This is a genomic window from Paenibacillus apiarius, assembly GCF_017052585.1.
GTDB lineage: Bacteria > Bacillota > Bacilli > Paenibacillales > Paenibacillaceae > Paenibacillus_B > Paenibacillus_B apiarius.
On record NZ_JAFFHZ010000001.1, the window covers coordinates 1,110,694 to 1,135,872 of the forward strand.

General features: G+C 51.2%; 23 protein-coding genes. 12 read left to right on the forward strand and 11 right to left on the reverse strand.

The genetic code is table 11. The features are described 5' to 3' along the window. Positions 1 to 129: 129 nt before the first annotated feature. Positions 130 to 363, forward strand: coding sequence for a hypothetical protein (locus tag JSQ80_RS05115; protein WP_087435635.1), 234 nt, complete (start codon positions 130 to 132; stop codon positions 361 to 363). Positions 364 to 660: 297 nt separating this feature from the next. On the opposite strand, the gene JSQ80_RS05120 is transcribed toward JSQ80_RS05115, so the two are convergent. The 5 genes from JSQ80_RS05120 to JSQ80_RS05140 all read right to left on the reverse strand — a co-directional run bounded on the left by JSQ80_RS05120 (position 661) and on the right by JSQ80_RS05140 (position 6,357). Beyond that, positions 661 to 1,545, reverse strand: coding sequence for a DMT family transporter (locus JSQ80_RS05120; protein ID WP_206094589.1), 885 nt, complete (start codon positions 1,543 to 1,545; stop codon positions 661 to 663). Beyond that, positions 1,526 to 3,253 carry an amylo-alpha-1,6-glucosidase gene (locus tag JSQ80_RS05125; protein ID WP_336245705.1) on the reverse strand — a complete coding sequence of 576 codons (1,728 nt, stop codon included), beginning with the start codon at positions 3,251 to 3,253 and terminating at the stop codon, positions 1,526 to 1,528. Before JSQ80_RS05125 ends, JSQ80_RS05120 begins: the two co-directional genes overlap by 20 nt. Before the next feature lie 29 nt (positions 3,254 to 3,282). Beyond that, a complete protein-coding gene (locus JSQ80_RS05130; protein WP_206094590.1) occupies positions 3,283 to 4,104 on the reverse strand; it encodes a carbohydrate ABC transporter permease in 822 nt (273 codons plus the stop codon). Continuing rightward, positions 4,101 to 5,042: a carbohydrate ABC transporter permease gene (locus JSQ80_RS05135; protein ID WP_206094591.1), complete on the reverse strand. Its 942-nt coding sequence runs from the start codon at positions 5,040 to 5,042 to the stop codon at positions 4,101 to 4,103. The genes JSQ80_RS05130 and JSQ80_RS05135 overlap by 4 nt, the downstream gene beginning before the upstream one ends. A 70-nt stretch (positions 5,043 to 5,112) precedes the next feature. After that, entirely contained in the window at positions 5,113 to 6,357 is a 1,245-nt protein-coding gene (locus tag JSQ80_RS05140; protein WP_206094592.1) for an ABC transporter substrate-binding protein, read from the reverse strand. An 886-nt stretch (positions 6,358 to 7,243) separates the two neighbouring features. On the opposite strand from JSQ80_RS05140, the gene JSQ80_RS05145 reads away from it, so the two are divergent. The 6 genes from JSQ80_RS05145 (at position 7,244) to JSQ80_RS05170 (ending at position 13,198) form a co-directional block, all read left to right on the forward strand. After that, positions 7,244 to 7,429: a hypothetical protein gene (locus tag JSQ80_RS05145; protein WP_206094593.1), complete on the forward strand. Its 186-nt coding sequence runs from the start codon at positions 7,244 to 7,246 to the stop codon at positions 7,427 to 7,429. Beyond that, a complete protein-coding gene (locus JSQ80_RS05150) occupies positions 7,422 to 8,210 on the forward strand; it encodes an aminoglycoside adenylyltransferase domain-containing protein (RefSeq protein WP_206094594.1) in 789 nt (262 codons plus the stop codon). The genes JSQ80_RS05145 and JSQ80_RS05150 overlap by 8 nt, the downstream gene beginning before the upstream one ends. Before the next feature lie 123 nt (positions 8,211 to 8,333). Continuing rightward, positions 8,334 to 8,567: a hypothetical protein gene (locus JSQ80_RS05155; RefSeq protein ID WP_206094595.1), complete on the forward strand. Its 234-nt coding sequence runs from the start codon at positions 8,334 to 8,336 to the stop codon at positions 8,565 to 8,567. Beyond that, positions 8,564 to 9,910, forward strand: a complete 1,347-nt coding sequence (locus JSQ80_RS05160) for a S41 family peptidase (protein ID WP_206094596.1) — start codon at positions 8,564 to 8,566, stop codon at positions 9,908 to 9,910. The genes JSQ80_RS05155 and JSQ80_RS05160 overlap by 4 nt, the downstream gene beginning before the upstream one ends. A 324-nt stretch (positions 9,911 to 10,234) precedes the next feature. Further along, positions 10,235 to 10,753: an aminoglycoside adenylyltransferase domain-containing protein gene (locus JSQ80_RS05165; RefSeq protein WP_240463547.1), complete on the forward strand. Its 519-nt coding sequence runs from the start codon at positions 10,235 to 10,237 to the stop codon at positions 10,751 to 10,753. Between the two features lie 123 nt (positions 10,754 to 10,876). Next, a complete protein-coding gene (locus JSQ80_RS05170) occupies positions 10,877 to 13,198 on the forward strand; it encodes a S9 family peptidase (RefSeq protein WP_206094597.1) in 2,322 nt (773 codons plus the stop codon). Between the two features lie 215 nt (positions 13,199 to 13,413). On the opposite strand, the gene JSQ80_RS05175 is transcribed toward JSQ80_RS05170, so the two are convergent. Further along, on the reverse strand, positions 13,414 to 13,959 hold the full coding sequence (locus tag JSQ80_RS05175; RefSeq protein WP_087435643.1) for a hypothetical protein: 546 nt from the start codon (positions 13,957 to 13,959) through the stop codon (positions 13,414 to 13,416). Between the two features lie 362 nt (positions 13,960 to 14,321). Between JSQ80_RS05175 and JSQ80_RS05180 the strand changes: the two genes are divergently transcribed. Beyond that, on the forward strand, positions 14,322 to 14,684 hold the full coding sequence (locus tag JSQ80_RS05180) for a VOC family protein (protein ID WP_206094598.1): 363 nt from the start codon (positions 14,322 to 14,324) through the stop codon (positions 14,682 to 14,684). A gap of 72 nt (positions 14,685 to 14,756) precedes the next feature. Here the strand turns inward: JSQ80_RS05180 and JSQ80_RS05185 are convergent, their stop codons facing one another. Continuing rightward, positions 14,757 to 15,770: a ketoacyl-ACP synthase III gene (locus JSQ80_RS05185; RefSeq protein ID WP_240463549.1), complete on the reverse strand. Its 1,014-nt coding sequence runs from the start codon at positions 15,768 to 15,770 to the stop codon at positions 14,757 to 14,759. Between the two features lie 236 nt (positions 15,771 to 16,006). Between JSQ80_RS05185 and JSQ80_RS05190 the strand changes: the two genes are divergently transcribed. The 3 genes from JSQ80_RS05190 to JSQ80_RS05200 all read left to right on the forward strand — a co-directional run bounded on the left by JSQ80_RS05190 (position 16,007) and on the right by JSQ80_RS05200 (position 19,100). Beyond that, entirely contained in the window at positions 16,007 to 16,927 is a 921-nt protein-coding gene (locus JSQ80_RS05190; protein WP_206094599.1) for a polysaccharide deacetylase family protein, read from the forward strand. A gap of 12 nt (positions 16,928 to 16,939) precedes the next feature. Then, positions 16,940 to 18,235, forward strand: coding sequence for an MFS transporter (locus JSQ80_RS05195; RefSeq protein WP_206094600.1), 1,296 nt, complete (start codon positions 16,940 to 16,942; stop codon positions 18,233 to 18,235). 142 nt (positions 18,236 to 18,377) lie between these two features. Continuing rightward, on the forward strand, positions 18,378 to 19,100 hold the full coding sequence (locus JSQ80_RS05200) for an MOSC domain-containing protein (protein WP_206094601.1): 723 nt from the start codon (positions 18,378 to 18,380) through the stop codon (positions 19,098 to 19,100). Positions 19,101 to 19,231: 131 nt separating this feature from the next. Here the strand turns inward: JSQ80_RS05200 and JSQ80_RS05205 are convergent, their stop codons facing one another. Further along, positions 19,232 to 19,558 (reverse strand): MazG nucleotide pyrophosphohydrolase domain-containing protein, encoded by a 327-nt coding sequence (locus tag JSQ80_RS05205; RefSeq protein WP_087435649.1) that lies wholly within the window; start codon positions 19,556 to 19,558, stop codon positions 19,232 to 19,234. 75 nt (positions 19,559 to 19,633) lie between these two features. Here JSQ80_RS05205 and JSQ80_RS05210 point away from each other — a divergent pair, with 75 nt between their 5' ends. Then, a complete protein-coding gene (locus JSQ80_RS05210) occupies positions 19,634 to 20,212 on the forward strand; it encodes an LOG family protein (protein WP_206094602.1) in 579 nt (192 codons plus the stop codon). Positions 20,213 to 20,782: 570 nt separating this feature from the next. Here JSQ80_RS05210 and treC read toward each other — a convergent pair. From treC to JSQ80_RS05225, 3 genes are all read right to left on the reverse strand, one after another. After that, positions 20,783 to 22,483 (reverse strand): alpha,alpha-phosphotrehalase, encoded by a 1,701-nt coding sequence (treC, locus tag JSQ80_RS05215; RefSeq protein ID WP_272491075.1) that lies wholly within the window; start codon positions 22,481 to 22,483, stop codon positions 20,783 to 20,785. 101 nt (positions 22,484 to 22,584) lie between these two features. Continuing rightward, positions 22,585 to 23,997 carry a PTS system trehalose-specific EIIBC component gene (treP, locus tag JSQ80_RS05220; RefSeq protein ID WP_206094603.1) on the reverse strand — a complete coding sequence of 471 codons (1,413 nt, stop codon included), beginning with the start codon at positions 23,995 to 23,997 and terminating at the stop codon, positions 22,585 to 22,587. A gap of 235 nt (positions 23,998 to 24,232) precedes the next feature. After that, complete coding sequence (locus JSQ80_RS05225) at positions 24,233 to 25,177, reverse strand: helix-turn-helix domain-containing protein (RefSeq protein ID WP_087435652.1); 945 nt, start codon at positions 25,175 to 25,177, stop codon at positions 24,233 to 24,235. Between the last annotated feature and the right edge of the window lie 2 nt (positions 25,178 to 25,179).

Below are 25,179 nucleotides of genomic sequence, written 5' to 3' on the forward strand. Positions count from 1 at the left end.
TGCACAAATACGGTGTTGTCTGATGGCGTTGCCTTCCGCATGGCTTACAAAAATATGCTCCTCTTTCTACAAGTAAGGTTTTATCAATGATATAATGGTTATAATTAGTTTGGAAAGGAGCTGTTAATCTTGGCGGTTAGTAAAGATCGAATTAACTACCTCATAACTCGTCTGTCAAATAAAGATCTTGAACTAATAACAGATTTGATGGAACGACTGATTCAACACAATCAAACTGAAATTCCAATTGATGATGAACCCACTACCCAAGATGACTTACATGCGATTCAAGCGGCTCACGAAGCAATGAGTAAAGGAGAACTAGTAGCTCTAAAGGACATTGAACATGAGTTACGAAATTAAGTTCTACAAAGAAGCAATAAAGAATCTCCGTAAATTAGACAAAACAACACGAAATCGGATTCTTGATCACATTAATATACTCTCTGAGAATCCAAGACATCCGAACGCGGTGATGTTTATAAATCTTAGGGGCGCTGCTATGTGTCTCTTTTTTTCGTTTAATAGGACCGATTGCATCAATGAGTGCCGCCTTCATATTTTCCTTTGCACCATTGTCTATCATTACGTAACTCCATCGATACATTCCTTGATAGTCTCTGCCTGCATACAGCTGATTCATACAAGCCTCATACGCGTCTAATTCATGCGCCGCCCCGATTTGCCTTGTAAAAAGCTGAGCTTCGTTTCTGCCGTCACGATCGCTATAAGTATCAAGATGCTGCCGGCGATCATGCGCGGCGTCATCATCTCATGCAGGATGAGCACGGAGAAAAGCGTGCCGAACAGCGCTTCCGTCGATAAAATAATGGCCGCTTTCGTTTCGGTCGTATATTTCTGCGCAACCGTCTGCAGGAGGAAGGCAATCGTCGTGCTGAACACGCCTAAATACGATGCGGCCAGCAGCCCCTTCGCATCAACGTGGATGTCAAACGCCTCCCCCCGGAACACGACGACGAGGAAAGACAGCAGGAACGCCACCATCATTTGAACAATCGTAAGTTGTATCGGATGATGCTTCTTGACGAATTCGCACGTGAAAAAGATATGAAGCGCAAAGAAAACGGCGCAAAGCAGCGTTAACCCATCCCCGATATTCAAGCTGAAGTTGAATTCCAAGGATAAGACACCGACACCGATGGCGGCCAGTACCGCCCCAATCACTCCGTACTTGTCCAGCTTTCTCCGATACAAGAGATAGCCGATGAACGGCACGATAACGACGTTGATGGCCGTCAAGAAGGCGTTCTTGGATGGCGTCGTATATTGCAGGCCGACCGTCTGCAGCGTAAAGGCCAGATAGAGAAACACGCCCAGCACGATGCCTGCGCCGATCGCGGATTTGGTTAAAGTTTGTACATGTTTATTGAAGCAAACGGAAATCAGCACTGCGGCAATCAAAAAGCGGATGGCCATCACCTGATAAGGAGTTAGCGACTCCAACGAGAGCGCTCCGGCAACGAATCCGGTGCCCCAGATGATGGCAACCAGCAACAGCCCGATTTCACCTGAATATTTTCTCATGATGCTCCTCCGGCGGTTGGATGGACTCTCTGGCCAACATAAGGAATACACTTGATGTCCACGTAAATGCCGGATCGACCAAGCCTTTCCCGCTGAACGGATCGAAGTTCTCCGCCATGCCGCCGGCCAGCGTCAAATCCATAAACTTGGCAGCTAATCGAGATGCAAATTCATTATATCCGTTGCGCCGCAAGGCATCAATGAATAAATAGGTGACAGGGGCCCAGATCGGCCCCAGCCAATAGCCATTGTCCCGGTACAAAGGGCTGCGGTAGCTTTCCGTGCATAAGCCATAATCCGCTTCGAATCTCTCGGTCAACCCGTTCGCAAGCGCTGCGGTCACTTCACTAGGCAATCGGTATCCGATAATAAGCGGCATATAGAGTATCAAGCTGTCTTGATGCGCGATAATCCGATCTTCCGGCGCATATCTCGCCACGAAGCGGCCATCCCGATACAATCGGTCCATCAGCAGTCCATACAGCTCATCCGCCTTCTCCGTCCATGCCTTCGCTTCATCCGCCCGCTCCAATTCAGCAGCCATGCCGCTCAGGATGTCCATCTGGCGAATCAAATGCGCCGCCAGATCCGGCGCTTCCACCGGGATGCCGTCATGGAAGATGGAGGCGTTGTCCCAGCCCGAATCGTTCCCGTGGTTGTAGACCGGGAGCCGGGAAGCCGAGGGGCGGCGATAGTCGAGCCAGTAGTTCGTCGCCCGCGCCAGACTGTCATACATGCGGGCCACGATGGCCCTATCATCGAACCACGCATTCCGCTCTCTCATCCGCGCGAACGCCCACGCATGGATAGGCGGCTTGCAGCAATTGAAGGACAGGAACTTGTCATTGATGAAATCCGCATATATGCCGCTTTCATCCTGATGCGCCATGAAGATGTCAAGCTGAGCCAGAGCAAGCATGGGATCGCGCTCGCTCAGCATCATCGCATTGAAGCAGTTGTCCCAACTCCAAATATTGAACATCCAGTTTTTTGACATGTACATCGCATAGTTGTTGAGCTGCCCTTCGGGGTGGACGACACACGACCAGGTGATATAGGCCGCCAGCCGGCGGGAAGGCTCGTATCGCTCTGGCACCGCCGGCATCTGCCGCAGCCACTGTTCATAATGGCGATCCACCCGCTCGCATGCCCGGGCGTAATTCTCATACTCCTTCTTCCGCCATACCGTTTTATAGCTTTCAATGACGAAGACGCCCCCCTCATCCTGATCGCCGTCTGGATTCATGACAAGCTCGATGCTGTCATTGCCGACCATCTTCCATGGAGCTTGAATGCGGGCATCCCCATAAAGCAAGGTGAACATGAGCTTGATTTCCTTTGAATACAGATGATATTCCCATTGCTGCGGCCCATATGGCATGAGGCTGTCATAGCGTGTTTTCACGGCCGTCAGCTTCAAAGACGCCCCGGCGATCCGGCAATGAATGATGTCTTCACCGCTGATGCACAGCTCGGCATACTCCGCATGATTGTGCCGATGGATGATGCGCAGCCTCGTCTCCGTCACGTCGAGATCGAAGTCGGCGGCCTGGCCGTGCTTCATCAGCTCCAGCACAAAGATGCTGCTCGGCGCTTCGTCTCCCCCATGCAAGTCTCTTACAATCAATCGATTCGTGTCCCTCTCGATGGACACTGCGAAATAAGAACCAAACCGGCTGAAGGGAATTCTGGAAATATCCAATTGCACAACCCCACCCCTTTTCTTTCTCTCGTTTGCTATTTAATGGCGCCGCTAATTCCTTCCACGATATACTTTTGCGCATACAAGAAGGCAATGACAGGCGGGATAATCATCAAAATCGTAATCGACATGATCGGCAGGATTTGCAGTTCATGCACGCCCTTGAACGAGGCAAGGCCGAGTGCCAGCGTATACTTGGTCCGATCCTGCAAAAAAATGAGCGGCCCCAAATAATCATTCCAGACGGACAGCATGTTCAATACGGCAATGAGCGTAAGCGGAGCCTGCATAATCGGCACAAATATTTTCCAATACGTCTGAAAGTCGTTCGCGCCGTCAATCTTGGCCGCATGCTCCAGCTCCTTCGGAACGTTCATGAGGAACTGCCGCAGCAAAAACACGTAATAGGCAGAGCCGAAAAAGGCAGGCACGATAAGCGGCTTCAACGTATTAATCCAGCCGAACAAATTGAATTGCATATATAGCGGAATCATCGTCACGTCCCACGGAATCATCATCGTAGCCAGCAGCAGGATGAACAGGCCATTTTTGAATTTGAAATGGTATCTGGCGAAGCCGTAAGCGATTAACGAACAGGAAATCAATTGTCCGAGCGTCGTCAAAACGGTAATCGCGACGGAATTCATGAGATACAGGCCGAACGGCTGCGCTTTCCACGCATCCACGAAGTTGACGAATTGCGGCATTCCCGGAAAGATAGCCGGCGGATATTGATGCACTTCCGCTTCCGTCTTCAAGGCGGTCAATACGATCCAGACAAAAGGAAGCAAGAAGTAAATCGCAAATCCGATTAAGAAAAGATAGACGATCGCTTTATGCCATTTGGACATTTTCATTTCTTCTTGCCCCCTCGTTTCCGTTCATGCTTGACTTCATTCTCATAGAACACCCATGCGGAAGAAGACTTGAAGATGAGCGCCGTCAACAGCAGGATGATGATGAACATGAACCAGGCGTTCGCGCTGGCATATCCCAGCTTGTGATGCTTGAACGCATTGTTGTACACGAACAATCCGTAGAAATACGTCGATTTCAACGGGCCGCCGTTCGTGAGGAGCAGGACGAGTGTCAATTGCTGCAAGGCGGATATCGTTGACGTGATCAAGTTGAAGAAGAGGGTCGGCGTAATGAGCGGAAGCGTAATGCTTGTAAACTGGCGGATGGAGCCCGCTCCGTCTATCGCTGCCGATTCATATAAATCTGGCGAGATGCCTTTTATATTCGTATAGAAAATGAGCATCATCGTGCCGACGCCCCATGCGCTGGCAATGACGATCGTCATGATGGCGCTGGCCGGATCGATCAGCCACTTGGGCCCTTCGATTCCGAGCAACGATAAAGCGTAGTTCAAAATGCCATATTTGCTGTTGAAAATCCAGCCCCAAATAATCGATACAGCCACGCCGGATACGACGGCCGGCAAGTAAAATATCGTCCGGAACACTTTGACCCCTGTGACAGGCTGCGATATGAGCATCGCGAGAATCAATGAAGTGATCAAGCTTAACGGCACGTAGAGCACCGCGAATTTCAGCGTGATGACGAGCGATTTATAGAATTGGGGGTCATTCGTGAACATCTTCGCATAGTTGTCGAGTCCGACAAACTTGGGAGCGGACGTTACCGGCCAGTCAAAAAAACTCATCACGAGCGAAAAAACCAACGGCCCGATCGTAAATAGCAATAAACCGACGATCCACGGTGAAATAAACAAATACGGAGTCAACTTTTCCATTATTCGGACTCTTTTGTGTCGCGCGACTGCCTGTTCCATATTGTGCCTCCCGGTAAGGATGGTGTTTTGAAGGAAAAAGGGGTGCGCACACCCCTTTCACCCTAACAACTTATTGCGCCGCTTCATCTAGAGCAGCCTTCGGATCCGTCATTGTGCTCGGGTTGAAGATCTGCTCGAACACGAGTCCGAGCCGCTCCGAGATTTCACTCCAATTCTCGACCTTATACGAGGCTGGCGTATAGTCCTGGCTTTGCTCCAGCATGTTGTAGAACACTTGCTTCAATTCATCCTGCTGCAGCTTCTCGCTTGCGACCACGCTCTTCAATACAGGCAGCTCGTAATCGATGCGCGCCTTGTTCGCTTCTTCGCTCGTCCAAAATTTGATAAACTCCCAAGCGGCATCCTTCTTCTTCGAATCCTTCGACATCGAGATGCCGGAAGAGGACACAATGCTGACAGCGCTTCCATTGCGGAAAGCAGGCAATTCGACGACGCCGAAGTTAATCCCGGCTTCCTTCAAGCTTCCGATGGACCAGGCTCCGTTGCTGAACATGGCGACTTTGCCGGATTTCATTTCTGTAGAGCCTGAGCCTTCGGTCGTAATCGCATACCCTTCCTTGAGCATGTTCTGGAACATCGTCAATACTTCAACCGATTTATCGCTGTTGACGCTGCCCTGCAGATTGCCTTCCTTATCGACGTAAGCGGTTCCATTTCCCCACAAAAACATTTCAAAATCATACGGATCCGGCTTGCCCGAGAAGGCGAAGCCGCTGATGCTCTCCTCCGGATTGTTCAGCTTCTTGGCCGCTTCCTGCAGATCGTCCCATGTCCAACCGCTCTTCGGGTATGGCACCCCGGCCTTGTCGAACAAATCCTTGTTGTAGTAAATGACATGTGTCGTATAACCGACAGGCAAGCCTAAAATCTTCCCGCCCGCAGAGTTGTAATTCCACAGCGTTTCATAATAGTTGCTTTTGAACTCCGCGCCCTCTTTCCCGATATATTCATCGAGCGGTTCCAGCGCGTCCTTATAGGTCGGGTAATTCCACATGTACATCACGTCAGGAGCGTCTTTGGCGCCCATTCCCGCCGCGATCTTCGTATCGTATTCGCTGCCGTATGCCTCCAGGCTGACGTTGATGTCAGGATGGGCTTCGTTGAACTTGTCGATCAATTGCTGCTGGAGCGACAAATTCTCTTCCGAATCCCAAGTCGCGAAGCGTACGGTCACTTTCCCGCTTGACTTGCCGTCTTGCGCTGGTTCCGCCGTTCCTCCTCCCCCGCATGCCGTCAGAAATAACGAAGCGAGAAGGAGAACAATGAACCATGACTTGCCTTTCGCTTTTTCCATGAAAAGCACCCCTTACTGTATTTGATTGCTATACTGCATTCATGCCATATCAGGATGTCGAACAAGCTGCGGATGCCAGAAAAATGTACGGTACGATGAGCATTCAATAACCATGCAAGCCGATCTGGAGATGTGTATGCAAAATGCTGGATGAGACCACACCATCTGAAGTGCAAAATCAGCCGGTATGGAGAAGATGTTGTTTCCCATTATATTTTTTACCTTAGTAAAAAGTCAATATGTTTTACTCAATTAAATGGGGGAAAACTAAAAGAGCAGTTCGTTTTCCCCTTCATAATTTCCACAAATCGTTTATTTACTATCTTTTTTCACGTTTTATCTTCTTTTTTACTACAATAAACCAATTAAAAACAAGTATTTTTACTAAATAATTTTTGGCTCTCATTTACGTTCTTCTAAGTAAAAGTAAAACCGAGCGAAAAATTTTCCAATGCATCTCTGGCTGCTCTCATCTATAGAAGATGACTGAATTTGTTCCAACTGCAATTGTGCATCTGATTTACCGAATCATCCGCCATTCCTGGTGCTGAACTGCAAAAGTACAGTTCATGCTCGTGAAATCTCATAAAGACGGCAAAACCTTTGAATTTAACTGCACATTTGCAGCTCTAAGGCTGAAAAAGCCTGATTTTCACAAAAATAACTGCTTATTTGCAGTTCGTGAAAGAGGCAGTTAGAAACGAAAAAAATCGGCCCCCGTTTCAAGCATGAACGCGGTGTGCCGTTTTTTTTTGTTCGCACGCAGCGGCTGTGTTACGAAGCAAGGGAAATTTCTCCAACCTTTTTTTGCCCCCGCCCGTAATATCCTTATAACAAACTTATTTCGTTCTAATCTCCGCCTAAGGCTATGAAAAGGAGCTTGCGCATGAGCACAACACAACTGTTTCAGGAATTCCCCCTGCTGAAGACCGAGCGCTTGCGTCTTAGACAAGCAGGGCTGCTCCGGCAGCATGAGTTCGAGCAGGGCCAATTCGTCGATCTCGCCGTCTTCGCCCTGCTGCGCCAAGAATATGCTAGCCGGGAACAAGGAGGAAGCTCTCGCCATGGATGACCGCATACCCCCATCCATTCAACCGCTGCTGCGGCAATATGCCGATCTGCTGCAGTCCGAGCTGCCCGATGCATTCCACGGCGTGCACCTGTACGGTTCGATTGCGCTCGGGGCATATGACGATCGGCACAGCGATATCGACTTCGTCACAACCATCAATCGAAGCTTGAGCGCAGACGAGCTGGCTCGCCTGCGGGAGATTCACCGCCGCCTTCCGCGCGAGTTCCCGTTAGCGAAACGAATGGACGGGATGTACATTCGTCTGGAGGACGCGGGCAAGGTCAATGGCGAATTGCAGCCATACCCTTGCTGCGCCAGCGGAACGTTCAAACCGTCCGCTTACTGGGATGTGAACCATATTACGTGGTGGACATTGAAGCATCACGCCATTCCCGTAGCCGGCCGGGAACTGCAGCCTTTGATACGGACGGACTGGCGCGACGTGTCGGATACGCTGAAGTACAACATTGAAGTCTACTGGGCGCAGAAGGCGGAGAAGCGGCTCTGCTTTTTGCTCGACGAATGGGTGGAAAGCGCGGTGCTCACCCTGTGCCGGATCGAATATACGCTGAAGGAACGGCATATCATTTCCAAGACTGGCGCCGGAGAGCATGCCCTTGCCGTCCTGCCGGAGCAATGGCATCCTCAGGTGCATGAAGCGCTGCGCATCCGCACTGGCAGCGGCATCCCGGCTTTTTCCTCCCGCTTAAGGCGGGCCGCGGCGATCCAGCACTTCCTGAAGGAACGAATCCGCTTATGCCAAGAGCATTATTTTTCGTAACCGAAGGCAGGGCAAAGACAGGCTTTCCTGAAGACACTGTCATTTTTTTCATGAATATGCCAGGCCAAAAAAGGGTGTATACTCCTATTTGAATATATGTACATATAGAGAGGGGTTAACTAGATGAAGAAAAAAGTCATATCCGCGGCGCTCGGCCTGATGAAAGGCTTCCCGGACGGCAAGCTGCACGAACAGGAGACGGCGACCATCCGTGAAGCCGCTTCGGCTCTGGATAATTACAAGCAGCTCAGCCTGTCCAAGATCGACAATAAAGGGGTGCCGCAGATTTCCGTAGAAGAACGCGAAAGATTAAGAGCTTTTAGACTGTCAAAAGGCTGGAAAGGTTTGATGATATGAAAAGAAAAATAATAGCAAGTATATTAATTTTTACCCTGACTTTATCCCTGTTCGCTTGCGGATCGAAACAAGATGGTATATCAGGTGAAAGTAAAGATAATTCCACGACAATGTCAAGCGACACTTTATATCTGGATATGATCCTTACAAAAAAACAGATGCTGGAAGATTATGATGCGATGTGGGAGAGTTTTGAGGAAAACTATCCTTTTTATGGAGTGCTTGACCGGCTGTATCTCTTAAACAATATGGAGCCTGACTATTACAATGCTACCAAAACAAAATACCGCAAGCAGATTGAAAATATGGAACTTGAAGGCGATAAAGCTATGTTTGAGTTTGCCAATATTATTGCAATTTGTGTGAATGATGTGTACGGCACGGTTGGGCATGTGAGCATTGTAAACCCTAACATGTTGCGTTCATTGAAAGTATACAAAGAGCATGTAAATGAAAGTCCGGAAGTGCGGCCATGGGTCGATGTGATAGAAGATCCGCAAATAATCGCTTTTTATAAGTATCTCGATTATTTGATGGGACTCCAACAAGCAGATAAAGGAGGAAGTGCTCCTACCCCTGAGGAGATAAACGCGCAGCAGGAAGAAGAACTCAACAAAATGAAAGCGACAAATCTTACGACAAAAATACTGGAAAAAGGAAAAATAGCGTATATCAATGTTGAATCCTTTGATGATGTATTCATTGAAGGCGATATGCCTAAAATACGTGCATTTTTAGAAGAGGTCAAGGATTACGAGCATTTGATTCTAGATATTCAAAATAACGATGGCGGCAACACCACGTACTGGGAAGAGGCATTTGTCCGTCCAAATATTTCCGAACCTGCCACCACATCTCTTGTAAGGCTTATGAAAAATACCGAATTGACCCAAAGATTTTATGGCGTTGATTATGAAGGCTCTGCTCTAACCACAGAAGATGTGAAAAACGACCCTAATTTTACATCTCTTCACAAAGAGGATTTAGAAGATTTGACATTGGCAAGAGAGATTTCATATACCCTAGAGCCTAAATTCAGCGAAAAATTATTTAAAGGTGATATATGGGTGCTAGTTGGTCCTGCGGTGTATTCCTCTGCCGAATCATTTGCGGTATTTTGTAAATCCACACATTTTGCTACATTAGTAGGTAAAACAACAGGTGGTTCTAACAGTGGCGGTCCTATTCTGTTTGAACTGCCAATTAGTCACCTCTTAATACAGTTTGATGTGGAGTATGGCCTCAATCCAGACGGAAGCAGTAGTCAGGAAGTGGGCACTACGCCGGATATTGAATCGGAAGATGCTTTAAAAACTGTGCTTGATTTGATCGGCAAACATTAACATTTTGGGTTTCTCAACAAGCTCTTATTTGCAGTTCGTGAAAGAGGCAGTTAGAAACGAAAAAGTCGGCCCCCGTTTCAACATGAACGCGGTGTGCCGATTTTTTTGCTCGCAGGCAGCGGCCGTGTTGCGCAACAAGGGAAATTTCTCCAACCTTTTTTGGCCCCCGCCCGTAATATCCTTATAACAAACTTATTTCGTTCTAATCTCCGCCTAAGGCTATGAAAAGGAGCTTGCGCATGAGCACAACACAACTGTTTCAGGAATTCTCCCTGCTGAAGACTGAGCGCTTTCGTCTTAGACAAGAAGGGCTGCTCCGGCAGCATGAGTTCGAGCAGGGCCAATTCGTCGATCTCGCCGTCTTCGCCCTGCTGCGCCAGCGGAACGTTCAAACCGTCCGCTTACTGGGATGTGAACCATATTACGTGGTGGACATTGAAGCATCACGCCATTCCCGTAGCCGGCCGGGAACTGCAGCCTTTGATACGGACGGACTGGCGCGACGTGTCGGATACGCTGAAGTACAACATTGAAGTCTACTGGGCGCAGAAGGCGGAGAAGCGGCTCTGCTTTTTGCTCGACGAATGGGTGGAAAGCGCGGTGCTCACCCTGTGCCGGATCGAATATACGCTGAAGGAACGGCATATCATTTCCAAGACTGGCGCCGGAGAGCATGCCCTTGCCGTCCTGCCGGAGCAATGGCATCCTCAGGTGCATGAAGCGCTGCGCATCCGCACTGGCAGCGGCATCCCGGCTTTTTCCTCCCGCTTAAGGCGGGCCGCGGCGATCCAGCACTTCCTGAAGGAACGAATCCGCTTCTGCCAAGAGCATTATTTTTCGTAACCGAAGGCAGGGCAAAGACAGGCTATCCTGAAGACACTGTCATTTTTTTCATGAATATGCTAGGCCAATAAAGGGTGTATACTTGTATTTGAGTGGATGTACATATAGAGAGGGGTTAACTAGATGAAGAAAAAAGTCATATCCGCGGCGCTCGCCGCCGTGCTCGCCGCATCCTTGCCGATGTCCGTCATGGCGCAGGAGCAAGCTGCGCCATGGTACAAGAGCGGAGTCAGTGCGCTCATATCGAAAGGGATTATCGCTGAAAATGCGGATGTCACGGCAACCGTCTCAGTCGGCGACTTCGTCCGTTATTCCGTAACGGATCTCACTTACCAGCATGGCATCGATCCGATGAAGGCTGCCATGGGAGAGGGCTGGATCGCCGATGGAGAATTCGCATCGACGGACGCGCCGATCAAGCGCGGCGAGCTCGCCCGTATCCTGGTGCGCGCTCTCGACCAAGAGCTAGGCGAGAAGAGCTTGGCTGAATACGCGGAGCGCGCGAAAGCGCTCGGCCTGATGAAAGGCTTCCCGGACGGCAAGCTTCACGAACAGGAGACGGCGACCATCCGTGAAGCCGCTTCGGCTCTGGATAATTACAAGCAGCTCAGCCTGTCCAAGATCGACAATAAAGGGGTGCCGCAGATTTCCGTAGAAGATTTCATGCGCAACCCGGGCAACTTCTCCTACCAGCTTTCCACGGACGGCGATTATATTTCGTATGCGGCTCCGTGGGAGAACCGCGCGAATATTTTCGTGCAGAAAATGGATGGCTCCAGCGAGCCTACCCGCGTCACAAGCTCGAAGGATCGCGATATTGCCGGCTTCCTTTGGAAAGACGATCATATTTTGTATTTGAAAGATAAGGGCGGAGACGAGAACTATCACCTTTACTCCGCGGCCTTCAACGGCAACGAAGAGAAGGACTTGACGCCGTTCGACAAGGTCCGAGTCGGTCTCGTCAGCATGCTGTCCGGGGTGAAGGATGAAATCCTCATCACGATGAACAAAGACGATGCGAAAGTGTTCGACGTATACAAGCTGAACGTCAAAACGGGCGCAACCAAGCTCATAGCCAAAAACCCGGGCAACATCCAAGCCTGGATTTCCGATCATGAAGGCAAAATCCGGCTCGCCGTCGCGTCAGACGGCATCGAAGGCGCCGTGCTGTACCGTGATACAGAGGCCGAAGAATTCAAGCCGTTCATCACGATGGAAGCCGGAGACACCGTCAATCCGCTCGCATTCTCCAAGGATAACAAGACCATCTATGCGGTATCCAACAAGGGCCGTGACAAAGCGGCGCTCGTTACGTACGATTTGCAGGGCAAGGAGAACGTGCTGTATTCGCATCCGGATGTGGATCTGGCAGGCGCAATGTACGACTCGAAGCAAGACAAATTGCTGATGACGGCTTATATGACGGATAAAGTTCATGTGAAGTTTTTCGATGATAAATTTGAAGCCTTGTATAAGAAGCTGCAGGACAAATTGAACGCGACGGAAAGCGAAATCGGCCTGAACGATTACAATGAAGACATGACGAAATTCATCGTCAGCATGTCCAACGACAAAACGTATGGCAAGTACTATTACTATGATTCCACAACCGATCAGTTGACGCTGCTTGCCAATTTGAGCGAATGGCTCAAGTCCGACCATCTGGCCGATATGCAGCCGATCTCGTATAAGAGCAGAGATGGATTGACGATTCATGGATACTTGACGCTGCCGAAGAACAAAACGCCGGAGAAGCTGCCGCTTATCGTCAACCCGCACGGCGGCCCTTGGGCGCGCGATGCCTGGGGCTTCAATCCGGAAGTGCAATTGCTTGCGAACCGCGGTTATGCCGTGCTGCAAGTCAATTTCCGCTCTTCGACCGGATATGGCAAAGCGTTTCTGGATGCGGGCAACAAGCAATGGGGACGGAAAATTCAAGATGATATCACCGATGGCGTGCAATGGGCCATCAAGCAAGGCATTGCCGATTCGGATCGCGTCGGCATTTATGGAGCATCGTTCGGCGGATATGCGACTCTCGCAGGCATCACCTTCACGCCTGACATGTACGCGGCCGCTGTGGACTACGTAGGCGTGTCCAACATCTTCACGCTGCTTGATACGCTGCCTCCATATTGGGAGACGAACCGCAACATGTTCTATGAGCGTGTCGGCCATCCAGAGAAGGACAAGGAACTGCTCAAAGAGGTGTCACCGGTATTCCATGCGGACAAAATCGTGACGCCGCTCTTTGTAGCTCAGGGCGCCAACGATCCGCGGGTGAACAAGGCGGAATCCGATCAAATCGTCGAGGCGCTGAAAAAGAGAGGCATCGATGTGGAGTATATGGTCAAAGACAATGAAGGCCACGGCTTCAACAACGAAGAGAACCGCATCGAGTTCTACAACGCCATGCTCAAGTTTTTGGATACGCATTTGAAATAATTCGGAACGGGCCCTCAGGGGAACAATGACCCGCAAGACGGACCACTTTAGCAAAAGCGGCCTTCTTGCGGGTCATCTGCGTTTTATGCTTCCTGTTGCTTTAAAGCCAAATTACGCTGCGTTATTTTCACGCGTGCATTCCGAGCCCAGCGAAGCGCGTTGTCAGGTTCCGGGCTTCACAGTTGCAGACGCTCCCCTTCCAGATACCGCAGCACTCATGCAAGCTCGGTAATCCAATACGCCAGAAATTCCTTCACCCGTTCGTCCTCCTCGATGTGCAGCACCCGTTGAAAAAGCCATCTCACCCGCTCCTTCAACGACCGGTCGCGCTGGCTGCACAGTCCGAGCAAATCGATGCAATGCAGCCGTTCCGAGCCGCTTCCATATTCGAACAACTCCACGTACACCGCCGTGCCGCGGGCAATCTCACGCATGCATTGCTCCTTCAGCCGCGAATGGCCGCTCTCCATGCTGACCTCCGCCGGTTCCCCGGACGCAATTTGAACGAGCAGTTCCAACAGGAACGGCCGCGCCGCATCCGTCGTGCGCTGCAGGATACCGAGCAAGCAGATGACGGTTGGAATGGCGGCTTCATATACCGCTCCTTGCACAACGACCGTGTTCTCGATTTGCCAGCAGGCTTGTTCCGCTTGTTTCACGGTGGCGGCTTGTTGCAGTTGGAGCAGGGCATTCGGCAGATGATCCGTCGTTCCCGCCGCCCGATACTCCGACCACGGGATGCGAATGATGTCCCAAGCCATAGCGTTCGGCACCTCTTTTGCAAAAAAATTTCTTATTGCATAATCTACCTAACCTATCTGTACAGCCTATAAGTGCGTGTTCAAAAAGACGACTTTTCACCGAGAAGATGCTTCATGATCAACAGCAGGTTTTTGGAACAACCTTTACAATCCGATCCGAAGAAGACATTAGCCTATGGACAGCATATGCCTTTTGGCCGCAAGAAGTTCCTGGGGAACGATGCCGCTGCCAAACGTTTGTGTCCGCGTTCAGTCGTATGATAGAATTAACAAGAACATTCGTTCCTATATCTGTATGCCTGTTTATGATCGTGAATAGAGGACAATCTATATTAATATTGGACGAAAAAGGGTGATGATCAATGATTAAGCAAATTTCTACGGTAGCCGTATATGTGGATGAGCAGCAAAAAGCGAAGCAATTCTGGACGGAGCAGGTCGGCTTTGCCGTTACGGCTGAATTCCCGATGGGAGCGGACACCTTCTGGCTGGAAGTCGGTCCTGCAGGCGCGCAATCACGCCTCGTCCTGTATCCGAAGTCAATCATGAACAATTGGGAGGAGCAGAAGGCGTCCATCGTCTTCGAATCGGATGACGTGCTTGGCGCGTACGAGACGATGAAGGCCAAGGGCGTTGAATTTGCCGGGGAACCGCAGCAGATGAAATGGGGAACCTTCGTAAGCTTTAGAGACCTTGACGGCAATGAATTTCTGCTGAAGGGATAACGAGAAGAGAGCACGAAGAGCCGCGCCCCGGATTAACTCAGGGCTGCGGCTCAGGTTCGCTCATGATGAAGGTTAGAGCGGTGTCGGCTCCGATACTTGCTCGTCAAAGTTAAGATGCACAAGCTGTCCGGCATGAACCAACCCGGAGCCAAAACCGTACATAAGCGCCCGATCTCCATTTTGAACCTTGCCATTACGGATACCCAGATCAAGCGATAAGGGAATGGAGGCAGCCGAAGTGTTGCCAAAGTTCACTAAGCTATATAATGTTTTTTCCATTGGGTAATTCAACTTCTCGCAAATTGGCTCGATCAAACGCAAATTAGCGCTATGCGGGATGAACCAGTCAACTTGATCCAATTGGGTGTGAGCTTTATCCAACAGCGAATGAATACCGGAAGGCACCGTTCGGGCAACCCATCGCAGCACCTCTCTCCCATTTTGAACAAGACATTGGCTATCCACTAATTCAATCTCATTTATTTTGTTGGCCAGACCTGTACGATAGACGTGCTGTGCCCCTTTCCCATTGCTCCCCAAATGAAATCCGATGAAGCTCTGGAATCGCTCGTCACTTTCGACCAGCACGGCGCCGGCCCCATCACCGAATAATATGCAAGTGCTGCGGTCCGAATAATCTGTAATCTTCGAAAGCGTATCCGCTCCAAGCACCAAAATTTTCCGATGCATTCCAGAGGCAATGTAACTGTGTGCCGTGTGTAATGCATAGACGAATCCTGCACAGGCCGCACTGATGTCGATTGCCCCGGCCTTCTGGGAAATTTGCAAACGTTCCTGTATAAGACACGCTACCGATGGAAATGAAAAATTAGGCGTGCTTGTGGCAACGATAATCATATCTACATCTTCAACGTCTTTGTTGAATCTTCTGATCAAATCATTGACTGCAGCCACGCACAAATCGCTTGTAAATTCATCAGGCTGACTGATTCTGCGCTCCTGAATGCCTGTTCGTTGCATAATCCACTCATTGCTCGTTTCAACCATGCCTTCCAGATCGGCGTTTGTCAGCTTTTTATGCGGCGCATAAGTTCCGATAGCCGTAATTCTTGCTCCTGGCACCATTCCCACCTCACCACCATTAGTGTTTGGTATTAATACTTGGTACTAATATTAGCAGTATCCTTCGTTATGATCAATCGAACGATTCCAAATCCTCCAAAACGAAATATTCCGCTGCTGTAAATTTGAGTTCATGGACAGGCACTTTTACAAGTGTTGCAAGTTTCCGTCTAGGCAGGAATATAGTCAAACTAAGCATCATTTTGAAGCGATTCCAAACTAAAACGGAGGCGTTTGCGATGGATGTGTTAGGCATGCTCGGGTACAAAGCGGCAGATCGGCTGCTCATAGTCAATGCTGATGATTTCGGCATGTGCCACGCTACGAATGAAGCCATCAAGCAGCTTCTCGACGAAGGCGCCGTATCTTCCGCGACGGTGATGATGCCGTGCGGATGGGCTAAGGACGCGGCGGTCTGGAGTGCCGCCCATCCACAGGCCGATGTCGGGATTCACCTGACATTTACAAGCGAATGGGAAGGCTACAAATGGGGGCCCGTTAACCGCCAGGGCGGCACCTCGTCACTCGTCACGGCAGAGGGGTATTTTCCAAGCGATTGCCTGACGTTCGAACGTCAGGCCGAGCCCGCGCAGGTTCGCGCCGAAGTGATCGCGCAGATCGAGATGGCTCTCTCTCTCGGGATGAACCCGACGCATCTCGACAGTCATATGGGCAGCTTATACGGTCTCGAGACAGGCCGTGATTTTCTTGACATCGTATTTGATGTTTGCTCCGAATACGGCCTGCCCTTCCGCCTGCCGAAGTCGATTGCGATTACAGGGATGCAACTTTCCCCTGATATGGAAGCGTTTGCGCAGCAGCGGGCCGCACAGGCTGCAGCCAAAGGAGTCGTCATTCTGGATGAACTGCTTAGTCTCCCGTACGCCAATCAGGAAGGTCAGAACGAGGAACAAGTGAAGGCAGAGATGGCCGCACTGCTCCGCAGCTTGAAGCCGGGGGTGTCCGAAATCATCATCCACCCTTCGTGCATCACTACGGAATTGCAGTCAATCACCCCGCATTGGGCGCGGCGCGGGTTGGAGTTCCAGCTCTTGCTCGATCCCGGAATGAAGCAGGTCATCGCCGACGAAGGCATTCACCTGATACGCTGGGCCGATCTTAGAGACGCGCAGCGGGGCATGCCCCCACAGCGGCATTAGGGGGCTAAGCATATGGGCATTCACGCCACTCCGGTCCGCAAAGCGGCGTTCACGTCCGGGAACCTCGCCTCCAACCTGATGGCGCAGATGTTCTCGGCTTACATCGTGTATTATTACGTCGACGTGCTCGGCGTCCGTCCTGGCCTTATCGGGATAGCCATGGTCATTCATGGCATATTCGGGGCCATCCTCAATCCTCTCTTCGGTTACGTGTCCGATCGATTCCGTACGCGCTGGGGGCGCCGCGTCCCTTATATCTCGTTCGGCATGATTCCGCTGGCGGCAGTGTTCACCCTGCTATGGTTCCCGCTCTCCTCCGGCACGGGCTTGTTCTGGTATTTCCTCTTCATCGTCCTGCTCTACGACGTGCTCTACGTGCTTGTCATTTTGAACTACTCCGCCCTGTTTCCTGAAATGTTCGCCACCATGAAGGAGCGCGCCTCCGCCTCGTCCTGGAAGCAGATGTTCGGCATCATCGGCATGATCGCCGGCGTGGCTGGGCCGCCGCTCTTCTATGACCGTTACGGCTGGGAGACAATGGGGCTTATGTTCGGTATCGCTGCCGCGCTGTTCATGGGCGTGATGGTCTGGGGTTCAAGAGAAAATGAACAGGCGGCCCCGGACACATTCGGCTTGTGGAAAGCGGTTAGGTATACTTGTTCCAACCGTTTCTTCATCATTTACGTCCTCGGCGGCTTCTTCGTGCAGCTGACCTTCGCCCTCCTGCCCGCGGCGATTCCGTTCTTCACCAAATATGCGCTCCATGCAGAGGAAAGCGCCAATTCCATTTTGCTCGGTCTCGTCTTCGTCACCGCCATTCCGTGCGTCTACGCATGGGCGCGCTGGACGAACCGCTTCGGTCCGCGCAAGACGATGCTGGCCGCCATCGCATGCTACGCCGCCGCGCTGGCCCCGCTCTTGTTCGTCGCCACCCCGGCTGCCGCCTATGTGACGGGAGCGGCCATCGGCTTCGGTCTGGCAGGCATCATCATGCTGCTGGAGGTCCTGCTTGCCGAAGTCATCGACGAGGATGAACGCAGAACGGGAGCGCGCCGTGAAGGCATCTATTTCGGCATGAACGGCTTCACTATCCGCTTCGGCGTATCGCTGCAGGCGGTCATTATGAGCCTCGTGCTGGAACAGAGCGGCTATGCGGCGAACGCCGCCGCCCAGCCCGACGCTGCGATTGCCGGCATCCGCTTCATGCTGGCTGGCATTCCGATTCTATCGCTCGCCTTAGCTTTCATCTGCTTCTACTGCTATCGCCTTGGCATAGCCAGACCGCCCAATAGGCATTCTCGCGGGTAACGCTTATAATCAGCCATTCATGAACTGAGGAATCCTGCGCCTCTCTCTCAGGAGAACTCCTTGACCGAATCGGCCAAATAGCAGACAATGGAAGCAATAAAACAACTACCGACAACCTTTTGAATCGGAGCGTGAATGAACGATGGAACGCATCGGCGCACTCAAAGAAATCGTAAGACATCCGGTAAAATCCTTCCGGGGAGAGCGAGTTCAACACACGAAGGTAATGGATTACGGCTTATACGGAGATCGAAGCCACGTCTTTCTGGATGACACGCGGCCGGGGAAATATGTAACGATTACCCAGTGTACGAAGATGGCCCAATATGAAGCCCGTTTTGCAGGCCCGGATAATGCGGACCGGTATCCGCGCATAGAGGTTCGTTCACCGAACGGCGCCGTATATGATTGGGAGGATGAAGCGCTGAAGCTGGAGCTGGAACAGGAGGCGAAGCGAGCCATGTCGCCGCACAGCTATTCGCCGCAGCACGTCCCGCTCGGCGCCATTGAGGAAGCTCACATCCTCCTCGTGACCGATGCATCGGTTACTGAGATGGAACGGCTGTGGGGGAACCGCATCGATTACAATCGTTTTCGGCCGAATCTATTCATCCAATTGGATAATCCCATTCCGTTCATCGAAGAACGATGGCTCGGCAGAAGGCTGCGCATCGGCGCTGCGGAGTTGGAATTGAACAGCTTGTGCGAACGGTGCATGATCATTACGGTCGATCCGGACAGCGGAGAACGGGCTGCTTCGCTGCTGAAGACCGTCGTGCAGGAGCGGAGCAGCAACTTCGGCGTGTACGCCTCGGTCGTGCAGACCGGTGACATCGAAGCAGGACAGCCTGTCTATTTACTATAGAAGGAGCGGGATAAATGACATCGTTCATCTATCCCGCTTCTTCTATGGATGGGCACTCGATTGTCGCGCCATCTGCGCCAGAGGCCCTCATCCGCTGCGAGCGGCCCGCCCGGAAGCTTTTTAATCGAGACTTACTCTTCGCTGCTGCCAAAGCGCTTCTCCAGCTTCTGTATATGCGCCTGAGCAATCTCGCTTAATTCGATGTCGTATTTTTCCGACAAAACAATCAGATTGGCAAGCACGTCGCCCAATTCCTCCACCAGCTCCTGCCGCAGTTCCGCACCGCTCTTCTCGCCTTCATCCGGACGATCGCGCCCGATTTCTAGCGCCCGCACGACCCTTGCCACTTCCCCGACCTCTTCCATCAGGAAGCCCACGCGGATGAACGGATTGTACTGCGACCACTCCCGCGCACGGTAAAATTGCTGCACCCATTCCTGGAACGGCTTCATCTCCATCTTTTTTTAACTTCCTTTCTTCTTCCATGATGTCTATACTTAGAACAGTATAGCAGATGAAGGAGGCAATCTATCATGAAAAAAATATGCGTATATGCAGGCTCGAATCTTGGCAATCATCCGGACTTTGCAGCAAAGTCGAAGGAATTGGGGCGTTTGATGGCCGAGCGGCAGCTGGAGCTCGTATACGGCGGGTCCAACGTCGGATTGATGGGCGAAGTCGCCAATGAAATGCTCCGGCTCGGAGGCAAAGTGACAGGCGTTATGCCTCGTGGATTGTTCCGCGGCGAGATCGTTCATACGCAGCTGACCGAACTGATTGAAGTGAAAGACATGCGCGAGCGCAAAGCGACGATGAGCGATCTTGCTGACGCCTTCATCGCGCTGCCGGGCGGCTTCGGCACGTTCGAAGAGCTGTTCGAGATGATTAGCTGGGGGCAGCTCGGCATTCACAAAAAACCGATTGGCGTGCTCAATATCGAAGGCTACTATACGCCGATGATGGAAATGGTGCGTCATTCGATTCAAGCCGGATTCGTAAAGGCGGAACATGAGCAATTAATTCTGAATTCGGCAGAACCTGCCGAGCTGTTGGATCAATTAAGCAGCTACGTGCCGCCTGTGTTCGGGAATAAGTGGAATCAATTGGATTAAAACTGATTTGACCGCTGCACACTATGCAAGTTCATCTGTGGAGGCCATTGGAGCATCGCCTGCCAAGCTTCTCCACAGATAGAACGCCGCATATGCAGGCTTCACATCCGCTTCAGCCTCGCGGCCTTCGTTCGATTTCTGACTCCTTGCCTTTCACTCCTCCGACAGACCGCCGCTAGCCGTTCGCTTAGCCGCCTCAACCTTTCAGTGGCATCGCCCGTTATTTTATCTAAAATTTCAGCAGCGCCGTTATATCACTTTCCGGATTCGATCTCACGTTAATTCCCGCCACTCCATCTATGTCAACACGCTGTTAGCTTCACTATCCCCGTTACTCATATTGCTTTTTCCGCCCTCGTATTAGTCGTTTGACCATATGTATAGCTTTTTGGCCGTGAGTTTGGAAAATATGGAATATCCGTAATCGTAGCGTGACTGAGCCGGAGGGAGAGTGCGCATAAGCACCTATACACCAAGATCAGCCAGTGCCGCCCTCGCAAACTTATCCATTCTGGCATACCAAAAAGCTCCCCTAAAGAGAGGAGCTTCAAATGTTCGTGCCGCAGCATATTACTTGTCGTTCACCACATGGAAAGCGACCGATTCATATGGGCGCAGGACGAGCCGTTCTATCGTATTCGGCGTATCTGCATAGTTGCTGAGCAAAATGCGCGCTTCGCCCGTTATTTCTTCCTCCTGCGGCAGCGTGAACGTCGCCTCGTGTCCGTAGAAGTTGCTTATGACGAGCAGGCGCTCCTTCTTGCAGGATCGCACATACGCAAAGATTTGCGGATGGTCAGCCAGCAACAGCTTGTAATCGCCGTGCACAATAATGTCGTATTGCTTGCGCAATTCAATTAACTTGCGATAGTGATGGAAAATCGAATCCGGATTCCGCAGCGCCTCCTCGGCATGAATGGCGCGGTAGTTCGGCGCGGTCTGAATCCATGGCGTTCCGCTCGTGAAGCCGCCGTGCTCCGAATCATTCCACTGCATCGGCGTACGCGAATTATCGCGCGATTTCTGCTGCAAAGCAGCCATTATATCAGATTCCGGTACACCGCGCTCCCGCAGCATCTGATACGCATTGATGGATTCGACGTCGCGGTAATCCGCGATATCATCGAAATGCGGATTCGTCATCCCAAGCTCTTCGCCTTGATACACGTATGGCGTCCCTTGCATCAGATGCAGCGTCGTCGCGAGCATTTTCGCGGAAGGCACGCGGTACGCCCCGTCGTCGCCGAACCGGGATACGGCACGCGGCTGATCATGGTTGCACCAGAAGAGAGCGTTCCACCCGCCGCCCGCGTTCATGCCGGCCTGCCAGTCGCTCATAATCCGCTTCAGCCCCACAAAATCGAAATCGGCGGCCACCCATTTCTCACCCTGCGGATAATCCACCTTCAGATGGTGGAAGTTGAACACCATGCTCAACTCGCGCTCCTCCGGCCGCGTGTACTTCACGCAGTTATCCATCGTCGTCGAAGACATTTCGCCGACCGTCAGCAGCTGTGAATATTGCGAAAATACGCGTGCGTTCATTTCTTTCAAAAATTCGTGAATGCGCGGACCGTCCGTATAATATTTGCGTCCGTCAGCTGTCGGCATATCCAGCGAATCATCAGGGAAGCGTTGATCCTTGGAGATGACATTGATGACGTCCAGCCGGAATCCGTCAACGCCTTTGTCCAGCCAGAACTGCATCATGTCGTACACACGGTCCCGGAGCTCAGCGTTCTCCCAGTTCAAATCCGCTTGGGATACGTCGTACAGATGCAAGTAATATTGCCCTGTCGCGTCGTCATATGCCCAGGCGCTGCCGCCGAACTTCGATTGCCAATTGTTCGGGGCTCCGCCGTTCACGCCGTCTTTCCAAATATAATAGTTGCGTAAAGGACTGTCTGCGCCCTTGGCCGCCTCCTTAAACCATGCATGCTCCGTCGATGTATGGTTGACGACGATATCCATGATGATTCTGATGCCTTTGGCATGGGCTGCGCGCAGCAGCTCCTCGAATGTCTCCATCGTGCCGTATTCCGGCTGAATGCGATAGTAGTCGCTAATGTCATAACCATTATCCTTCTGGGGAGACTCATAGATCGGAGTAAGCCAAATGACATCAATGCCCAGCTCCCGCAAATAGTCCAGCTTGTCAATAATGCCCTGCAAATCGCCAAGTCCGTCTCCATCCGTATCATGAAAGCTCTTCGGATAGATTTGATAAATGACTGATTTCTTCCACCACTCCTGCTCCAATTCCTGTTTCATCACTTGCACCACCATGTCTTTCTTTTTTGCATTCACACATAGATGTCAGTTCATTGACCGTCAATGTTTAGACCTTAACCTTAAACCAACGCGTTCCTTCATTACGATTGCCGCTTGGTCTTCCCGATGAAGAACGTAATGACGAACGGAACGACCAGCGCAACCGCCATGCCGATGAAGAATGGCACCCACTGCTGCGGGAAGATAGACAAGAATCCCGGCAGCCCGCCCACGCCGATGGATACGGCCTGAACCTTAAATGCCGTAATGACGACTGCTCCGAGAGCCGAACCAATCATCGCGGCAATGAACGGATAGCGCAGACGCAGGTTCACGCCGAACATGGCCGGCTCCGTAATGCCCAGATAAGCCGAGATTGCGGAGGTAACCGACATCCCTTTCAGCTTCTCGTCTTTGGATACGAACAACATGGCGAGCGCCGACGAGCCCTGCGCAATGTTGGACAGCGCCAGAATCGGCCACAAGAACGTGCTGCCCGTGCTGGCAATCAGCTGCAAATCAACGGCCAGGAACGTATGATGCATGCCCGTGACAACTAGAAGCGGATACAGGCTGCCGTAGATGAGTCCGCCCAATACGGAGAAGTGCTCAAATATGCCGACGAACGCCGTCGTAATCGCATTGCCAATCGCAAATGTCAGCGGTCCGATAACGATGAATGACAAAAATCCGGTCAGCAATAGCGTAATCGGCGCCACGAGCAGCAATTTGAACCCGTCAGGCACCCGTTTGTTCAAAAAGGACTCAATCTTAGCCAAACAGAAAGCGGAAACGAGCACCGGCAGAACCTGGCCTTGGTACCCGATCTTTTCAAATTCGAAGCCGAATAAGTTCCAGTGCGGCACGGTTCCTTGCGCAACCGCATCGCCGTACGACCATGCATTCATCAAATCGGGATGAATGAGCATCAAGCCGAGCACGATCCCGAGCAGCTCGCTGCCCCCGAACTTCTTCACGGCCGACCAGCCGATAAGTCCCGGCAGGAAGACGAAGGCCGTATTGGCGATCAGATTGATCATTTCGGCGAAGCCTTTCCATTGGCCGTATACGTCAATGAAGGCTTGATCCGCGAAGAATATCCCTTTGCCTGTCAAGATGTTGTTGATCCCCATCAAGAGACCGGCCGTTACGATGGCAGGCAGAATCGGAATGAAAATATCGGCCAGCGTTTTGATCGCACGCTGCAGCGGATTCAATTTTTTCGCCGCCGCATCCTTAATGTCTTGCTTGGAAGCGCGTTCGCCTCCGGTAAGAGCCAACAGCTCCCCGTATACTTTCTCAACGAGTCCCGGACCGATGATAACCTGAAACTGTCCGTTCGTCGAAAATGATCCTTTTACCAGTTCATTGCGCTCTAGCGCTTCCTGATCCACAACGCCTTCATCATTCAGCGCGAACCGCAGCCGGGTCACGCAATGGGTTACGGCGCCAATATTGTCTTTTCCCCCAATGGCCTCTAATATCTGCTCAACCGACTGTTGCTTGATAGCCATGTGTTAACCTCCCCAATGGAATCGCTTCCATGATTGTGAGTTTATTATAGCTTGTATAGACAGGTTTGTAAACACTTGTATAGACAAGCCCCTCTATGCAGCTTCATGTAATATATACCAATCCCTTCGTTACTTAGTACTACCCGTTCCCAGTATAGGTATAACCTGTTCGACGCAAAAAAATCCAGCCGGACTAGCCAGCTGGATTGCGCACTCTATGGACGCTCTATATGCTCTATATGGATAAAGCATTCTTCTTGAAATGAGTCGGGGTGACGCCCGTCTGGCGCTTGAACACTCTTGAAAAGTACGGCACATCGTTGAACCCGACCTGGAAGCAAATATCCGTCACCGACATATCCGTATCCAGCAGCATCGCAGCCGCCTTATGAACCCGCAGGTCGACAAGATAGTCATTATACGTTTTGCCGGTGAACCGTTTGAACAACGCGCAAAAATACGATTTCGAAATGCTGAACTTGCGGCACAGCATCTCCAGACGCAGTTCTTCATTATAGTGCTCATGGATGTAATTGATAGCCCCGGTCATCAATTCCCTGAATTTCTCCAACCGTTCGTCTTCATCGTTTGCTTGACCGGATTGCCGGGCCATCTCCCGAACGAGAAGCGACATGAGCTTAAGCAGATCCGCCTTCAGCACAAGTTCATAGTATCGTTTGCCGAGCCGGAACTCCTCCAGCATGTCATGCAAGATGCGCGACACTTCAAGGTCTGTCTCTCCAGACAGCGCGACCTTCGGTGTTACATGCTCCTCGTCGAGCATGAATTGCTCTAGATAGGAGTAATCGAATCCGCCCTTTCTTCCATTGTGCGGCTGATACTGCTCGTCGATGAAGTGCGGCAAAAATTCACACCCGATAATATCGATTTCCTGTCCCGGCACCAGCGACACGCGATGAACGGCATAAGGGGGTATGACAAAAATGTTGCCCTTGACCATCCGGTACGTGTGTTGGTTAATCGTATGAATGAATTCGCCTTTGACGACATACCAAATTTGAAAATAATCGTGCGTATGATCGCGGATGCTGCCGCCGGCCCGATTCCAACGGTATACTTTAAAGGGCAGCAGCGTTCCAATTTCACTTTCCGCACTGTAAAAAACGACATCTTCCGGTATCTCTTGATGCTGCTCTTCTCTTTGTTCCGGATTAGACAACG

What these genes read in the sequence shown, in the direction of transcription:
- JSQ80_RS05145 (WP_206094593.1), top strand. Translation starts at nt 7,244, where the DNA reads ATGAGCACAACACAACTGTTTCAGGAATTCCCCCTGCTGAAGACCGAG.
- JSQ80_RS05160 (WP_206094596.1), top strand. Translation starts at nt 8,564, where the DNA reads ATGAAAAGAAAAATAATAGCAAGTATATTAATTTTTACCCTGACTTTA.
- JSQ80_RS05210 (WP_206094602.1), top strand. Translation starts at nt 19,634, where the DNA reads ATGAAAAAAATATGCGTATATGCAGGCTCGAATCTTGGCAATCATCCG.
- JSQ80_RS05140 (WP_206094592.1), bottom strand. Translation starts at nt 6,357, where the DNA reads ATGGAAAAAGCGAAAGGCAAGTCATGGTTCATTGTTCTCCTTCTCGCT.
- JSQ80_RS05120 (WP_206094589.1), bottom strand. Translation starts at nt 1,545, where the DNA reads ATGAGAAAATATTCAGGTGAAATCGGGCTGTTGCTGGTTGCCATCATC.
- JSQ80_RS05135 (WP_206094591.1), bottom strand. Translation starts at nt 5,042, where the DNA reads ATGGAACAGGCAGTCGCGCGACACAAAAGAGTCCGAATAATGGAAAAG.
- JSQ80_RS05180 (WP_206094598.1), top strand. Translation starts at nt 14,322, where the DNA reads ATGATTAAGCAAATTTCTACGGTAGCCGTATATGTGGATGAGCAGCAA.
- JSQ80_RS05150 (WP_206094594.1), top strand. Translation starts at nt 7,422, where the DNA reads ATGGATGACCGCATACCCCCATCCATTCAACCGCTGCTGCGGCAATAT.
- JSQ80_RS05155 (WP_206094595.1), top strand. Translation starts at nt 8,334, where the DNA reads ATGAAGAAAAAAGTCATATCCGCGGCGCTCGGCCTGATGAAAGGCTTC.
- JSQ80_RS05205 (WP_087435649.1), bottom strand. Translation starts at nt 19,558, where the DNA reads ATGGAGATGAAGCCGTTCCAGGAATGGGTGCAGCAATTTTACCGTGCG.
- JSQ80_RS05175 (WP_087435643.1), bottom strand. Translation starts at nt 13,959, where the DNA reads ATGGCTTGGGACATCATTCGCATCCCGTGGTCGGAGTATCGGGCGGCG.
- JSQ80_RS05165 (WP_240463547.1), top strand. Translation starts at nt 10,235, where the DNA reads ATGAGTTCGAGCAGGGCCAATTCGTCGATCTCGCCGTCTTCGCCCTGC.
- JSQ80_RS05185 (WP_240463549.1), bottom strand. Translation starts at nt 15,770, where the DNA reads ATGGTGCCAGGAGCAAGAATTACGGCTATCGGAACTTATGCGCCGCAT.
- JSQ80_RS05195 (WP_206094600.1), top strand. Translation starts at nt 16,940, where the DNA reads ATGGGCATTCACGCCACTCCGGTCCGCAAAGCGGCGTTCACGTCCGGG.
- treP (WP_206094603.1), bottom strand. Translation starts at nt 23,997, where the DNA reads ATGGCTATCAAGCAACAGTCGGTTGAGCAGATATTAGAGGCCATTGGG.
- JSQ80_RS05190 (WP_206094599.1), top strand. Translation starts at nt 16,007, where the DNA reads ATGGATGTGTTAGGCATGCTCGGGTACAAAGCGGCAGATCGGCTGCTC.
- JSQ80_RS05200 (WP_206094601.1), top strand. Translation starts at nt 18,378, where the DNA reads ATGGAACGCATCGGCGCACTCAAAGAAATCGTAAGACATCCGGTAAAA.
- JSQ80_RS05130 (WP_206094590.1), bottom strand. Translation starts at nt 4,104, where the DNA reads ATGAAAATGTCCAAATGGCATAAAGCGATCGTCTATCTTTTCTTAATC.
- treC (WP_272491075.1), bottom strand. Translation starts at nt 22,483, where the DNA reads ATGAAACAGGAATTGGAGCAGGAGTGGTGGAAGAAATCAGTCATTTAT.
- JSQ80_RS05170 (WP_206094597.1), top strand. Translation starts at nt 10,877, where the DNA reads ATGAAGAAAAAAGTCATATCCGCGGCGCTCGCCGCCGTGCTCGCCGCA.